Annotated in this window: 15 protein-coding genes; 5 read left to right on the top strand and 10 right to left on the bottom strand. The window is 33.9% G+C overall.

All coding sequences use genetic code 11. The annotated features are described in order from the left end of the window. Positions 1–224: 224 nt before the first annotated feature. Both NFRAN_RS14325 and NFRAN_RS06285 read left to right on the top strand, forming a co-directional pair. Positions 225–350 (top strand): hypothetical protein, encoded by a 126-nt coding sequence (locus NFRAN_RS14325; RefSeq protein ID WP_269472316.1) that lies wholly within the window; start codon positions 225–227, stop codon positions 348–350. Between the two features lie 58 nt (positions 351–408). Next, a complete protein-coding gene (locus NFRAN_RS06285) occupies positions 409–1,005 on the top strand; it encodes a hypothetical protein (protein WP_134483894.1) in 597 nt (198 codons plus the stop codon). 426 nt (positions 1,006–1,431) lie between these two features. Here NFRAN_RS06285 and NFRAN_RS06280 read toward each other — a convergent pair whose 3' ends face one another. Both NFRAN_RS06280 and NFRAN_RS06275 read right to left on the bottom strand, forming a co-directional pair. Then, a complete protein-coding gene (locus NFRAN_RS06280; protein ID WP_134483892.1) occupies positions 1,432–2,355 on the bottom strand; it encodes a hypothetical protein in 924 nt (307 codons plus the stop codon). Positions 2,356–2,851: 496 nt separating this feature from the next. Then, positions 2,852–3,292: a universal stress protein gene (locus tag NFRAN_RS06275; RefSeq protein WP_134483890.1), complete on the bottom strand. Its 441-nt coding sequence runs from the start codon at positions 3,290–3,292 to the stop codon at positions 2,852–2,854. Positions 3,293–4,228: 936 nt separating this feature from the next. On the opposite strand from NFRAN_RS06275, the gene NFRAN_RS06270 reads away from it, so the two are divergent. Next, positions 4,229–4,816, top strand: a complete 588-nt coding sequence (locus NFRAN_RS06270; RefSeq protein WP_172602176.1) for a PsbP-related protein — start codon at positions 4,229–4,231, stop codon at positions 4,814–4,816. 194 nt (positions 4,817–5,010) lie between these two features. Continuing rightward, entirely contained in the window at positions 5,011–5,490 is a 480-nt protein-coding gene (locus tag NFRAN_RS06265) for a hypothetical protein (protein ID WP_134483886.1), read from the top strand. Between the two features lie 184 nt (positions 5,491–5,674). Here NFRAN_RS06265 and NFRAN_RS06260 read toward each other — a convergent pair whose 3' ends face one another. The 3 genes from NFRAN_RS06260 to NFRAN_RS06250 form a co-directional block, all read right to left on the bottom strand. Then, entirely contained in the window at positions 5,675–6,148 is a 474-nt protein-coding gene (locus tag NFRAN_RS06260) for a cupredoxin domain-containing protein (RefSeq protein WP_134483884.1), read from the bottom strand. Positions 6,149–6,619: 471 nt separating this feature from the next. After that, positions 6,620–7,546 carry a sulfite exporter TauE/SafE family protein gene (locus NFRAN_RS06255; RefSeq protein ID WP_197731143.1) on the bottom strand — a complete coding sequence of 309 codons (927 nt, stop codon included), beginning with the start codon at positions 7,544–7,546 and terminating at the stop codon, positions 6,620–6,622. A gap of 138 nt (positions 7,547–7,684) precedes the next feature. After that, positions 7,685–9,190 (bottom strand): rhodanese-like domain-containing protein, encoded by a 1,506-nt coding sequence (locus tag NFRAN_RS06250; RefSeq protein ID WP_134483880.1) that lies wholly within the window; start codon positions 9,188–9,190, stop codon positions 7,685–7,687. Positions 9,191–9,287: 97 nt separating this feature from the next. Between NFRAN_RS06250 and NFRAN_RS06245 the strand changes: the two genes are divergently transcribed. Continuing rightward, entirely contained in the window at positions 9,288–9,824 is a 537-nt protein-coding gene (locus NFRAN_RS06245) for a toxin-antitoxin system HicB family antitoxin (RefSeq protein ID WP_134483878.1), read from the top strand. A 401-nt stretch (positions 9,825–10,225) separates the two neighbouring features. Here the strand turns inward: NFRAN_RS06245 and NFRAN_RS06240 are convergent, their stop codons facing one another. The 5 genes from NFRAN_RS06240 to NFRAN_RS06225 all read right to left on the bottom strand — a co-directional run bounded on the left by NFRAN_RS06240 (position 10,226) and on the right by NFRAN_RS06225 (position 15,286). Further along, positions 10,226–11,131, bottom strand: coding sequence for a cupredoxin domain-containing protein (locus NFRAN_RS06240; protein ID WP_134483876.1), 906 nt, complete (start codon positions 11,129–11,131; stop codon positions 10,226–10,228). A gap of 716 nt (positions 11,132–11,847) precedes the next feature. Further along, positions 11,848–12,678 (bottom strand): ZIP family metal transporter, encoded by an 831-nt coding sequence (locus NFRAN_RS06235; protein ID WP_134483874.1) that lies wholly within the window; start codon positions 12,676–12,678, stop codon positions 11,848–11,850. A 443-nt stretch (positions 12,679–13,121) separates the two neighbouring features. Further along, complete coding sequence (locus NFRAN_RS06230; protein ID WP_232037958.1) at positions 13,122–13,883, bottom strand: hypothetical protein; 762 nt, start codon at positions 13,881–13,883, stop codon at positions 13,122–13,124. Next, positions 13,855–14,028 carry a hypothetical protein gene (locus tag NFRAN_RS14225; RefSeq protein WP_232037957.1) on the bottom strand — a complete coding sequence of 58 codons (174 nt, stop codon included), beginning with the start codon at positions 14,026–14,028 and terminating at the stop codon, positions 13,855–13,857. Before NFRAN_RS14225 ends, NFRAN_RS06230 begins: the two co-directional genes overlap by 29 nt. A gap of 799 nt (positions 14,029–14,827) precedes the next feature. Then, positions 14,828–15,286 carry a hypothetical protein gene (locus NFRAN_RS06225; RefSeq protein WP_145988040.1) on the bottom strand — a complete coding sequence of 153 codons (459 nt, stop codon included), beginning with the start codon at positions 15,284–15,286 and terminating at the stop codon, positions 14,828–14,830. Between the last annotated feature and the right edge of the window lie 63 nt (positions 15,287–15,349).

Genomic DNA, 15,349 nt, shown 5'->3' with positions numbered 1-15,349 from the left:
ACTGACAGTAATCCCCTCTTATACGTCGTCATCATAATCCATAATACAAAATAAGATTAAATTTGATCTTGCTATTTCATTTCTTTTCTTTTATCCTCGTTATATTCTTTAGTATATATTCAAAATTTTGATGCTATTCTGTATGTTAATGCAACGTCTACTATCTCTTCTGATAATAATACTGCTTTCTCACTTGGTAAATTAATTCAAAAAACCAATTGGATTTGCAGAAAACAATAGAAAATCAAGTCCAGCAATCATTTACCGATACAATTAACAGAATGCATGAAGGTTACTCTAACGATACTACTGCTGTCGATTCTGATAGCGCAAAGGAAAACTCAAAATAACAAAAATCCTTGCAAAATCCTTGAGAACCATATTCGGAATGCAGGCGCAATCCTTAACATGACCAGTCAACTGCCGCAGGTAGGAGAAGTCCCACTATTTAACTTGCTTAACCAATCACTAACTTCCTTGCACACAATACCTCAAGATGTAGATATTCAAAAGAGGTTGGTCGCTCAAAATATTTTGTCCAGTTATAAGGATTTTAGGGATGGTTTTATGATTCCATTTATGATTCCAAATGGAGATATATATCCTTACGAGACGTTCTCTAGACAGATAATGGCTACTTTAGCTAATCTAGGATTTCGAGGTTACTTTAAAGGAGTAACTGATACAAATGAGATTTACATCGGAAACCCATTCATATCGGTATCTTTAGGTCGATTACAATCTGTAATAGTCTTTCAGGTATTTTCATTAGATGACAACTCTAGTTTGGTTGGAGTGTGGGCAGGAGGTCTTGATTTTGTTGGGACATTAAATGAAGAACTTCAATCAATTAATTTTACATCTTCTGATGGGTATACTCATGTAATCTATGTTGGGTATAATGGACAGAAAATTGCAGATTCTGACGTGAACAGAAGCATGATGCCCGAGTCTTTGCCAATCTCACTAGTTTTAGAAACACCATATAGGGACAATCAGGTATAACTTTCGAATCAATTGGAGAAAAGAATATGTCGGTCATATACGAACCTGTAAAGGTATTTCAAAATACTTTCGTTGTCATGTTGATGAAATCAGTTGATGAAGTGGGAGAATCTAACTAAATGTAAGATAGACGTGTCAAATGTACTTATTAACAAGACTAAACACGCAGTAGTCTATTGGTTTTCGATTGCATCGATAGTCTTTCCTTTTGTAATCAGCTATATATCATAATTCCGGGCATTACCTAATTTTACCTAAAGACAAGGATTCAGTTACGCACACACTTAGTAACCTATGAATCATGATCCAGCTCTACTAGCAGAGCATCTTTGATAGTAGGTATTGCAAAGGATCAAGCGAAAATATGATGATGATCGGTAGGGTTAAAATGGAAAATACATTATTGATTCAATAAAACAAAAAAAATTATTGTTGTGCTGCTGCGTTATTTCCAGTGTTTGTTTGACTCTGTGTGTTTACGTTGTTGCCTGAGCCGGTAGTATCGCCACCAGAAACTACACCACTGTTTTGGTTAGAGCTCTGTGATTGGCCTATGCCTTGGTTAGCAGTATTGCCACCTTTACCACCGCCACCTTGTTGTGCTGCTGCGTTATTTCCAGTGTTTGTTTGACTCTGTGTGTTTACGTTGTTGCCTGAGCCGGTAGTATCGCCACCAGAAACTACACCACTGTTTTGGTTAGAGCTCTGTGATTGGCCTATGCCTTGATTAATTGTGTTGCCACCTTTACCTTTACCACCGCCACCTTGTTGTGCTAATGCGTTATTTCCAGTGTTTGTTTGACTCTGTGTGTTTACGTTGTTGCCTGAGCCGGTAGTATCGCCACCAGAAACTACACCACTGTTTTGGTTAGAGCTCTGTGATTGGCCTATGCCTTGGTTAGCAGTATTGCCACCTTTACCACCGCCACTTTGTGCTAATGCGTTATTTCCAGTGTTGACTTGGTTTTGAGCATTCACGTTGTTGCAGGAAACAAAGGTTCCTGTTCCAGAAACACATAATGCATTTTGGTTAGAGCTCTGTGATTGGCCTATGCCTTGGTTAGCAGTATTGCCACCTTTACCACCGCCACCTTGTTGTGCTAATGCGTTATTTCCAGTGTTGACTTGGTTTTGAGCATTCAAGTTGTTGCAGGAAAAAAGAGTACCGTCGCCAGATACACAAACACCTAATTGAGTGGCAAATTGTGATTGGCCTATGCCTTGGTTAGCAGTATTGCCCTGAGCAAATACGTTCATGGTCATGGAAGTCGGACCTAAAAGGAGTACGAACGACATCGCCAAGACTGTTGATACACTTAATGCTTTGTTCACATTAACGATATTATTCATTATATTTGATGTATCGTCAACTGTATATAAACTAAATTTTATAATCTTTAAACATGTTATTTTAACAGACAAATGTTCTATGTGATTCGCCGTCAAAACAAATTTCATGTGTTAACTGACCTTTAATTTTATATAATTACGTCGAAAGTCATTAAAATCAAATAGATCTTGTCTTATTTGTTTATTATTCGGATCGACTTCTTTCTTCACCTTGCACTACCCATTAACCTAATTGTTTATTTAACTGGTACGTAACGACAAAAGAATTGACAAAAACTAGATTACTATTAGATATTATTACTCGATCCTTGGTAGCCATGTTATATACTACTGTTCTTGTTTTGTTAATATTTAGAATTAAATGAGGTCTTTTAATATAATTTAGGTTAAAGTATTAAAAAAGATCATAATATTGTAATTGTACACATATTCATGTGATAATGATGTAGTTGGAGATCTATTGTTTGCGACCAACTTAGTTTTAATATACTCGCATCTATCTTACTAATAAGATAGAACATTTCGCGTTGGTCATTACACCTTGGGCTACACTGCCAACCAACACTCTATCAAGTTTTGATTTGCCCGTACTACCTACAATAATCAAGTCAATTTTTTCTTCATCGGCAATATTGATAATTTCTTTAACAATTGATGATGTGGTCTCTCTTACCAATGACTTGAAATGAATATTGTCTTCTTTTGCCTGTATCATAATGTCTTTTAGCCACTCTTTCATCTGTCCCACATCATACTCATGTAGTCCTTCCCACCCGTATTGAGGCAATCGCCTCAAATAGTATGGAATAAATGAAATATATACTGCGATAACTTCTGCATTGTTTTTTTTTGCCATTTCCAGAGCTTTTCTAGCAGCCTTAATCGAATTCTCAGAGCCATCTATGCATACCATTATTTTAGAGATTTCTTCAGACATAACGTTAGAATTTCTGCAAATGGAAATAAATTCATTTATTTGTTTATCTATTCTTTAGTCGGCAAAATATTTTATTAACATTAATATGATTGTGGCAAAAGATCGTGATTCTTTATGAAATGCCTCCATCCATGCTGGAATATCTGATTGACAGATCAAAAAATTGTTGAAGAAATCATTTGTTTTGATTTACAAATTGCATTTTTTCTCCCAGCAATTAAATACTTTTTTTGAAGAAAGGGAAATATCGATACGGTCATCAGGAAAGAAACCAAATTCATGGTATAGGTTCCATAATGACTTTGGGAGCCTTGCAAGAAAAGTATCTGGATTAACCAAACGATCTTTAATACCGGTATGTATGATTGTCAGCTAAGAAGATAAACTTTCTTTTTCAGAATTCGGGTACCTACGATAGTTCAGAATACATTAAGATAATATAAAACGTAAAGATGATGAAAGCGTGTAATTCAAATCATTTTTGCTGTTTAATATAATCGATAAGATACTGCTTCCTACTCAATACAACACCGACTTAGACAAGTCTTTGATTGCTGATGAAATTGGTTAAAAAGAGTATACCCGAAAGAACTACCCAAAAAGCTCAAAAATAAACCAAAAGATGGACAAATACAAAAAAATAAAGTCATACCAAAGATAAAAGTAGCTAAATGATGGTAATTCTCAAATATGGTAAATAGAATAATAGATAACGAGTTTGAACTGCTATCAATAGATGCGATATGAGGAATAAGATGCAATTCATTCGAATTATATATAATGGGGTGTCTAGTGATCAGTTTCAATAAAAAGACAATATTTTGCTTGCTGATAGATTAGCATCAGATATATTATTTTCCTATCGTATATATTTATAAAATGAATGATCTTTGTTACAAATCCAAGATTTCATTTATTAAATTATTTTGTATTTGCATGCCAATCTTTATCATCTTTATGGCACTGCTAACAACTAGCATTTTCTCATATGTATTTATCTATGGACAGGAGGAGCTACAAGTTCAATCACAGACAGACAAAGTACAAAATACAACTTATACTGATCCTAACAACAACTACACTTTACAATATCCTAATAGTTGGAAGGTAGAATATAAGGAACCTTATATTAAATTTGGGTATCCTGTTACGCAGTTCACACTGCCCGACCACTTGTCCATTATTACTATTTCGATGACAGATATTGATCTGGACGAAAAAGAATTCAAAGATGGGTTTTTGATTTATTATCCTCTTATTCTTCAGGAAAGATTTAACAACGGTCTAGAAATATTAGACAAGACCCTTAAAAATTTTACAATTGATGGTCATACAGCCGGATCTATAGTATTTAATAATTATGTTGATAATTCTCTTGGTATCATTAAGGGCTTGTTTGTAACTTCTGTCTTTGAGAACAACAAGACACTATCTTTAACCTATACTTCATCAGAAAAGAACTTTGATCACAATATGGATGACATAGAATCGATGATCAAGTCTATAAAAATAGCTCCCAAATAACAATTTTGATTATTATTTGACTTTGCATATTTCGAGAATAATGAAAATCATGCATTCAATGATATTCTTATTGCAGTTTATGGATTTGAGGACAAGTTTTAAGTTTATTACAATGTGGCTGTGGTTGTGATAGTATTACGAATAGGAGGAGGGAAACCATATGGACAAAGAGGAGAATTGCATTAATTATCTTAGTGTCGGTAGGTTATGCCACATGGTTTGACTTGCTTGATTCTATAGCATATTGCCCTGTCAGTAATATCCCCATAAATTGCCTTTCTATTGGTGAGGTGTTTGGAGGAAATCATATTTATCAACCTTGGAATATAATTGGACATTTTATACCGACTTTGTTTATGTTCTTTCTTAAACCGTTGAGAATAGAGTATTTTATAGTAGTGTTTCTGCTTTCAACGCTAGTTATGGATTCTCCCATATGGGGAGTTGAAAGACTTTTACGTGGGAATTTGTTGTGGACAGAAAATCATATACCTACAACAAGTATAATAGAGTGGATAAAATATTACTATAATCCATTTGGTTTCTATGGAGTATGGGATCATGATTGGTTGTTTCCGAATTTTCCTTCTGCAGCAGCAATATTTTGGAGCATAGTCGGAAGGTTAGCGATTGTAATATCAATAATTTGCCTTGAAAAACGATATAGAAAATGAACCGAATATCATCAAGCACAACATGATCATTCATGGATTATTCCTTTTGTAATTTGAGCAGTTATTGGATGTCGTTCCTTTAAACTATATTCACAGAAAAGAAATTTTGATGGTTTTTAAAATATTGTATTTCTAAATAGGCTATAAGCGCGCAGTGTAACGAATATAAAAAAAGAAAAAGGTGTTAATTTACTATAACTGTTCCCACCATTGCTGGGTGCAATATACAAAAGTACGGATATTCTCCTGCAGCATCAAATGTATGTTCAAAAGTTTTGCCCTTGCTGGTAAGAGCGCTTGGTCCTGCCAATCCAGAATCAAATACTTGTCCAGCATCAACTGCTCCCACAGTTCCAGAAGTGACGGTATGAAAAGCTGTATCATCATTTGTCCAAACAACTGTTTGACCTATTGTAATCTCAACAGGATTTGGACTATATGCATTATCAGTTAATGTAGATGCACCAGGTACAATGGAAACTTGAACTTTATCCGTGACTGTAGTAGCTGTTGCATTAGTCGCATTCTGACCAATGGTATTTGTCGCATTCTGAGCAAAAGCTACTATGGGAGTAGTTAAATCATCATGAGAGAGGACAACAGCAATGCCAAGTACTGCTAAGAAACTAGCTAATAGACTAATTGAAGCAATTACCATAATGTCACAATATGATAATCACATAATTAAATCTAATCAATTACTGTTAATCAATTACTTGCTATAACAAAATTAAAAGAAACTAAAGATATGTCTGCAAAAAAACTTTGGTATCATACGATTATGTTACTAAATTATAACTACCTTAGCTTCAGTGATAATAAATTGAGAATGTTGTCAGGTCTTATTCACTACGTTACCATTGGTTACATAACTATTTTCATTATTATATCTGGAAAAGCAAACATTGTACGAATTGATCAAATATGTATACTGTGCTAAATATGGTTAATTTGCATTAGAATAATGATCTTGACTCATTTAGATTTTAATAGCAACCACATTAAACCGTTCTTAATATGAATTGTATTCTAGTATAAATCCTATACTTCTAGAGAGTGTATTCCTTGATATAATCAAGTTCCTTTATCATAAATAATTAATATAGTTTGCAGAGTAAAACTGCGATGGTTATTCTATCATAATTGTCTTTATTATGATATATATCGCAACAGTAATTAGCAATATTGAAAAGATTCGAGTTAACAGTATTTTTGAGGCCCTTGATGATAGTGCCGTTCCAACTTTTCCACCAATAATGCCGCCAAATACCAAAACCATGGCTATCAAGAAATTGATCTGACCTGCAAATGAATAACTCATAGCAGTAGTAAGACCAAAAAAGCTTACAGGCAATAAAGATGTTCCAATGGAATTTACGATATTTATATCAAGATACATTAGAGATGGAACAATTAGAAAACCTCCTCCAATTCCAAAATATCCCGCGCCTAATCCTACCAAAAATCCCATAATTACCGCTTTCATATTTTTGTGTCTTTTGCTGGTAACTAAATTATCATTTTTGATATCTAGCTGATTCTTTTGTATGTTATTCTTCAACGGTTTTATTTTCTTGAACTGCGAATCTAAACACTCTTTTGTATTTTTCTTTTCTACTAGCATTTTTGTTGCAATAGCAATCATAAATAGTGCAAACAAAATTAATAGACTGCTAGGTGGTGTTAGTAAACCAAGCTGCGAGCCGATTATGGTTCCCACTACTCCGGGAATAGCAAATAGCAAGCTCTTGTTGAGCAAAACATGACCCCTTTTTTTGTGATCGATAAAGTTGACTAGGGCATTGATGCCCACCACAAGAGCAGAAGTCCCAATTGCCATATGAGGTTCTAACCCGATTACATAAACCAATAATGGAACTGCAAGTATGGAACCCCCACCACCTATTAATCCAAGAGAAAGTCCAACCAGGCTGCCAATAGCTATTATCGTGGATGTGAGAATAGAATAATGAAGCAATTCTTGTGGAGCTATTTGTAAATGTAAAAATCCAGTCCCTTGTAAAAGATTTGGTAACAGTACACTTTCAAATTCCAAACCATTCATTTCAAAAAGTGAATATAAAAAATGTGGGGAACAGAAAGATAATGCCTCTGTCGTTATTATCATCTACTATAGTAGTTCTATTTTTTGGTCAAAAAAATCAGTCGCCAATATGGATTTTAATTTGTCCTACTATGAGGCAATACTGCATCTGTTTGGACCCATCTCTAATTCAAAGACTTCGGAGGAAGGGTGTGTTTTTTCACCCTTGTTAATGGAAATAATTTCCAGATAGTTTGGTGGAGTTGCCATTATTTTTGAAGATAGTTTCTGTACGAATTGTTCTTTTGTTAGTTGTTCGTTTAAAAGTGCAATATTTTCTTTTACTTTACCAAGTGTGGAAGATAAGACTTCGTTTGCCTTGACATCTTTGTCAAAATGAGCTGGCAGTATTAATGTACTCTCTGGAAGTATCATAATCTTTTGATATAAGGTATTATACAAATTTTCTGCGAATTCTTTGGCTTGATCTCTTAGGTCCGGTCTTCCTATTCCATTTACAAATAAAGTATCGCCTGTAAATAGTAATCCCGTAAACTTGCCATTGGTATCCACATTATTTATGTTCCCTTCAATCAATAATGAAATGCTTCCTAATGTATGACCTGGGGTGTGAATTGCCCTCATCTTGATATTGCCTACTGCTATGATATCGCCATCTTTAATCTTATTAGTCTCGTTTGTTCCTGCTTCTTTAGAATAGCTTTCGTAATCACTTTGTAGATACTGTGCACCTGTTTCCTTTACCAGAGATTCCGCAGCAGAGATATGATCAGCATGCTGATGCGTATCGATTATTTTTACAATCTTTGTTCCAATTTCGGATGCTTTGTCTAGATATTCGTTTGTGGGATATACGGGGTCGATTATCACAGATTGACCATCTGAGTCTAATAGATACGATATGCAGCCTTTACCAATCCTTCTAAATTGAAGTAACCTTATTTGAGCAGAAGGAGTACCATCAATGATATATTTGGATGATGAAATCTCGAATGAAAAACTCCATGCCTTTAATCCGCCTTCCAGCGAACTAACGTTATAACCGTATCTCTCAAGAATGTATTTTCCGATGGTAGATCTATTTCCATGAGGGCAAATTGTCACTATTTTTTTATCCTTGGGAATAACAGCTAAGGATTCTTGATTAGCTAATTTACCCAAGGGAATGTTCTTGCTACCTTCTATATTCCATTGACTAAACTCATCAGGTTCTCTTACATCAAGAAGATATAGATTTTCTTTGTCTTTGTCTGAATCGATCAATCTTTTTAAATCCTTTGGCGATACATCTCTATTTAGGGATTCATTAAACTCCCATTTCCACGAGGAAATTCCACCCTCCAAATATCTTGCATTTAGTCCTATTTGTCTCATCATTTCTGCCATTTGTCTTGGATAGTCTTCTTGTTCTCCGACTAAAACAATTTCCATATCTTTTGGTAATCTAGGCATGATTGTCCTTTTGGTTTCATCATTGCATATTGCACAAGCAGACCCTGGAATATGACGTTTTTCAAAATTTTTTGAGTCTCTTATGTCAAATAGCAGTAATGGAACCCTACTGTCAAGTTTGATTTTTAATTCATCAGACGTAATAGAGAGATTGCTATTTTCTAGTAGTTCGTGCTGATTCATATTATCTATACTAAAAAAGACTAAAATAATATTTCTAAAAGACGTTTACATTGTACTTATTTGCAAGCATATTCTTCATAAAATAGATTAAGATTAGATGTACCATCCCCAGAAAGGAAAAAAGACCTCTACTGTATCCTTTAGAATAAACAAAGAGTATGATGAAGCATTAAGAGCAGAAGCAGAGGAAAAGAAAGTGAGCATGAATACACTTGTGAATCAGATCTTTGGAGAATATGTAGACTGGAATAAGTATGTAAAAAGATTTGGAACAATAATTCTAAGCCGGGAGGCCTTTAGATTACTTTTAGAAAGTTTGGATAATGACAAGATAAATACTCTAGCTGTAGATATTGCAACAAAAGCGCCAAAGGAGTTTATTCTTTTTAAATGGAAAGAAATTGACCAATCACATGTGATTGGTTTTATCAAGATGTTTTTTGATCATTGTGGTTATGGTCAATACGATCATCAAGTTACCGAAAGTAAAGTAAATAAATTTAGTATACGACATGAATTAGGCAAAAAAGGATCCATGTTCTTAAAAACATATTTGGAAACCTTAATTAGAGATACACTGGGCATAGAGTGTAAATCAGTTATTACAGATAATTCGATAACCATAAGTTTTTGAAACTATGTCGTTTTAACTGTCATCTTTCTTAACATACATCTTCGCAAAAAATTATTTATATTGACTTGGAAATATCTAAAAACATACCGTTAAACCTCGGATGGATACATTATTGGTACATATCTTCTTGTGGAATTAGAAAACTGCTGTCTTATAGTATAAGGAGACACTGTATTTAGTCTATTAAGATGCTGCTGCATATATCTACATATGCATGAATAAGAGTAACTAATTTCATTACCATGCTCATTTTCGTTCGATTAAAGCAAGTTAATTGACCAACTTATTTTTATTTCTTTTATACTTTTGTTAATTCATAAAGTACTAGCAATAGGATCATGCGTTTTTAGTAGAGATCTTGTGATTTAACTGCTTATAAAAACTAGAAAAAAATTTGAATTTTAAGAAACTAATCGTATCTTAAACTCATCTGCTATGTTGTCCTCGATAATATCTGTTCCAACTGAGATCGCCTTTATTGTCATTGTATAATCCCCATCCATGAAATTTCCTTCGACATGATATGCTCCTGTAACTGGATCTGACAGATCAGGCCCATAAACATTCGTAGTGTTCATGTTGCTATTTGTGATAAATTCAACCTGAAGATTGGTTCCACCTATGACCTGAAAGTTGTTGTTGAATATAGTTTGATTGCTTGTGTTATCTACCAATTCAATATTATAGACTGTGGGTGTAGTAGGATCGGCTGCGATATTGATAGGTTGAAAGTCAAACAGTGTTCTATCATTTTGTGCTTTATTTATCGTCCAAACAGAACCGCTACTAGTGTTATTATCATCAGATTGAAGGCTTGCGCCAGATTTCATTGTAAAGTGATGACCCTTTTCTGAACCAGCTCCCACATGTACTATTCCATACATATACGGATGGAGTGTACAATAATACGTGTAATCTCCTGGTGTAGTAAATGTTGTTTGGTAAAATCCTCCATATGGTAGGATCCCTGAATTAAATAGTTGTCCAGAATCTTGAGATTCAGGTAAACCACTGGTCACAGTATGGATTTGACCTGGGTCATCATTGAACCATACAATGGTTGTATCAGTAGGAATAGACACTATTAGTGGAACATAGTGAACGGAGGCATTTGATGAGACTGCACCTGCAGGAATATCTATAACGTAAGTTGGAATTACCTGTTGTGTAGTTGGTATAGGTGCCAAGCCTAGTTGGGCAAAAGATGTACTTGTTGTTGTGGATAGGCTACTAATTGCTAGAGAAACAGTTGTAAATAACAAAAGGCAAATAGTAAATTTTCTACGGAAGATAGTTTTCGTAAACATTTCTATAAAATATGCTAATGTTTTGGAAAATAATAAGGATTTCGGTTATTTTGAAAAATATTGCAATTGATCTATAAGATGTTATTATTCTAAAAGAATAAGCGATATGCAGATCTTGATGCCTTTAAACAATTAGTCAATTACTGAAAAAAAATAACCTAATTACTAACACCAAAAAAGCTTTGTATGTTATCTGGATGTAAACATAGAGCCTAAATGATGGAAAAGAGAATTTTATATTGAATGGATTAAACATTGTGTAATTAGGAGATAACGGAATTCAAAACCAAGAGACCAAAGGCGATTCAGTACTGTATACCATAATTAGTACAGAAGAGTTCAAAACACTTCTTGAATTCAATTTACTGATGGTTTGTAATCAAATCGGATCAGTATATGAGAAAACGGATTATTCGGAACCTTGATGCAGAAAAGGTTCGGTTATGAAGGGATCACAGATGATTAATGATCACGACATAGATAAGAACAGATGGTTTATCGATCGACCAATTGTGTTCAAATTATGAACATCTAAAGTATTGTAAAGAGAGAATTGAATCCTATTCAATAAAATTTGAATCCAATTGGTTTATCAGTTGTAATACAACAATGTAATTTTATAGTGCCATCACAGAGGCATGTTTTTATATTACTTTAAAAATAAGAGCTAAAGTACAATATGTTATTATAACATACATATACAAATCACATTCATTTTATGAAAGTGCTAAATCCATTATCATCATTATCGAAAACCCTATTATAAAACAAAATGCAGAAAGGTTCTTGTTTACCTCTTTTTGGGATTCAGGCATTACTTTTGATACGACAACAAGTATCATGGCACCTGCAGCAAAGCTCAGTGCATATGGAAGTAATGGCTGTGCTACAACTACAAACAATGCTCCAATCACACCCGCCACAGGTTCAACTGTTGATGATAACTGTCCGTACCAAAAGCTCTTGATTTTGGACATTCCATGTGCTCTCAATGGCATAGAAACTGCCAACCCTTCTGGAAAATTTTGAAGAGCTATTCCTATAGTAAGGGATATTGCTGCGGCCATATCGGCTCCCATGACTCCAAGTGATGCTGCCCCGAAAGCGACTCCTACTGCAAGCCCTTCTGGTATATTGTGGATGGTTATTGCCAGAACCAAAATTGTTTTGCTTTCAAATTCGGCCTCCGTTGAAGTCCTAGCGGAGATGGAGTTTTGGTCTCTATTTTTTTGGTTAAGGTGTCTTAAAGCAATATCCGCTGTACAGATTACCATCGCACCTAGGAAAAATCCTATGGTTACAGGAACCCAATAGTATGCTTCATCAGATTGAAATGATGGAATGATCGAGGGTAGTAGAAGAGAAAAGAAACTAGCCGCTAACATAATGCCTGCCGCAAAGCCCAACAGAGCATCAAAGAGCTTCCTGCTAACACGACGGGTAATAAATACAGTTGAAGCACCAAGAGCAGTAACTGACCATGCAAAAAATGTTCCTATAAGAGTTTGTTCCAATGGATTCAATACACTGAAAAATGGAACTTCCATGGCCTAGCAGAAAGTTATATTGAACTTTGATTAAAGTCTTAATGAACAAGTTCTATTAAGGTAAAAACACAAAAATTCTTTCTAATATATCGTTACCACTATGGTAGGCTCGATAGGACATTTAGAAACGCAGATTCATTGTTATACCGTATTGAAGAAGGAGTATTTTTTCGGTTCTTAAAGTTTACGGATTTCATCGCTTACCTGAACAATAAGATGGTAAACCTCCAACTATAGATCACGTTTATGGTAGATTGCAATTCCTTTTTACTAGAGATTAACGCAAGTCCTTTAAGCTACATGTTGCTTGTTTTATGGTTTAGAACCGTAAAGAAGAAATTTCTTACTTAGATTAAGGAGAGTGACAAACAATGAGAAGAAGGGGGAGCAAAAAATAAAAGTACGATAACCTTGCTATAGGAAAAACCTTATAAAACAGAAAATTAGCCTAGACGAATAATTTTTGCAGTTTTAGTTGAGGTAGTTATTGTAATTGGTTTGTTCCATTCGATCTTAACTCCTTTAGAATGAAAAGTAGTACCGTATAAACGCATATTTGCTTCTCTTATGGCAGTAATTTTAATAGTACTGTTAATAGGTATGGTATAACGTATAGGGACCATTCCTCTGTAGTTTGTTCCAGAGTTCAGAAGTCGAGTAGCATATGTTGGTAGTATATGACATACTCCCAATTTTTCGTCATCAAATAATTCATCTAAATTCTGTCTAGGGTTTTTTATTCGATCTAAATATGAATAATAACCACTAGACCCAAATGAAGTACTTATTATAACTCCATTACCGATAACATAATCTGTAAATGCAAGTTTACTATTGCTGTTGTTGTCAATCTTATCGCTGGTAATAGAAATTGAGTACCTAATACAACCCGCAAAAAGCCCTCGCTCTAGATAGACATCCGTTAATACTCTCCTTACAACCGAACCTCCGTATCTTACATCTAACATTCTCCTTTCGACAACAGTGTGGTTCCCTTTGGCAATTTTTTTCAATGCCTTTGGAAGATTTTGTATGGTGATTTCAGCTAATCTACTTTTACTTCCTAAAACTTCATTAGAAGGAACACCAATAAACAACATCGGGATAGACAATTTCTTCCCATAGTAAGAAAAAGTTCCATCTCCTCCAATTATTAATGCAATGTCCGGATCTGTTTCAGAAATTTTCAGATCTAGAGAGTGCAATAATTCTTGAATCTTTTCTTTTTGAACTTTGGGTCGAAAGGGATGCACAAATATCTTGAATTTCAATTGTCTTATACGGTGAGAGGTAATATTTTACATCTTCCTTCCATTCGATAGAATTTACATTGTCTTGTGTTATATTCATTGGATTGTCGCTTGTTCTGTAGCAATCTTGTCTATCATAAATTTGATTGACTAGATACTGTAAATGCTTCTTAATATGTGTATTTAGCTATTGTTAAATACTAACCAAAATAATATTTTAATCATTTTTCGTTGAATCTCATGAAGTTATCAACAAGTAAAGAAGAAATGAATCTTAGAGGTTCTGAAAATCGGAGGAGTCTGAAACTTTGTTTTTCGGTTTTAATAAACCATTTGATAAGTTAAGATTTTTTTGAGTCGGGTATTTTAGTCCCTTCAAATCACAATAATCAACAATGAATATTTTGTTACGATACTGTTTAATTCTACCGTCTCTTTGTGTTTGTTATATTTGGGATTTGTAAAGTCGAGATAGAAAGTCCGAGCCTTGAAGCATCTTTGATATTTGTTTGAAATGGTTTCTGATGATCAAACACTATTATTCCGATCAGTTTCATCATGGGACCACTAAATAGAAACAGTGCACAAAATACTGTGTCCGCATTCGAATTATCTGTATCTCGAATAAAGAAATCTAATTTCCCTTAGTTAATATCACATAGCAAAAAGGTAGAGCCAGAGTGGAAAGTAATACAAGTAACATGACCATCATTATAGATCTTTCCATGGGTTTTTCAATTTGAAATCATAATCTAATTGTTTATTATAGTATCTAATTCAGAATATGGATTCATATTTTATACAGGATGTTGAAAGAAAACCATTTGACTAATAAATGATCACCGAGTCCATTTACTCATGAATAGATACTTAAATTGCTCAAGATAAAAAGTGAACGATCATGTAAGTATCTTTGTTCTTTTAGCCAAGATATTTGATATTACTATATAACAGATCCACGCTAATGCAGTAGTTGATATAGAAATTTGTGCTGAATCGAATTTAATGAGTTGAAAGAATAGGTATGTAGTTAGAAACTTTGTTATAAGATAACTTATTTCAGCTACTCCTAAGGTCGTCAGAAATTTCATCGAATCTTGCCTTAATCTTTCTTTCTTTATTATGTTGTCTCTATAAAGCAAAATAACAAAAATTGAATTAAATGTTATAAAATCTGCAACTAAAGATATACTGGATATTAAAAGATAGTTTTCAATAAAGGTTAAAGCAGACAGAGTTACTATTACTATATCTACTATCGCAGTTATGATGGCAGATATAACCAAATTTTTGTTATAATTAATAAAGTTCCGATTTTTGGTATAAAATTCTTTGATGAGGCAAAATATGCTCATCATATAGTATTTTAAGAGACGAAATATATATTATTTTGTAAAATGATTTCTTTAATGGGCTGATTC

It is taken from the genome of Candidatus Nitrosocosmicus franklandus (assembly GCF_900696045.1).
GTDB lineage: Archaea > Thermoproteota > Nitrososphaeria > Nitrososphaerales > Nitrososphaeraceae > Nitrosocosmicus > Nitrosocosmicus franklandus_A.
The sequence above is the reverse complement of the archived record's forward strand: the minus strand, read 5'-3'. Positions and strand labels throughout refer to the sequence as shown.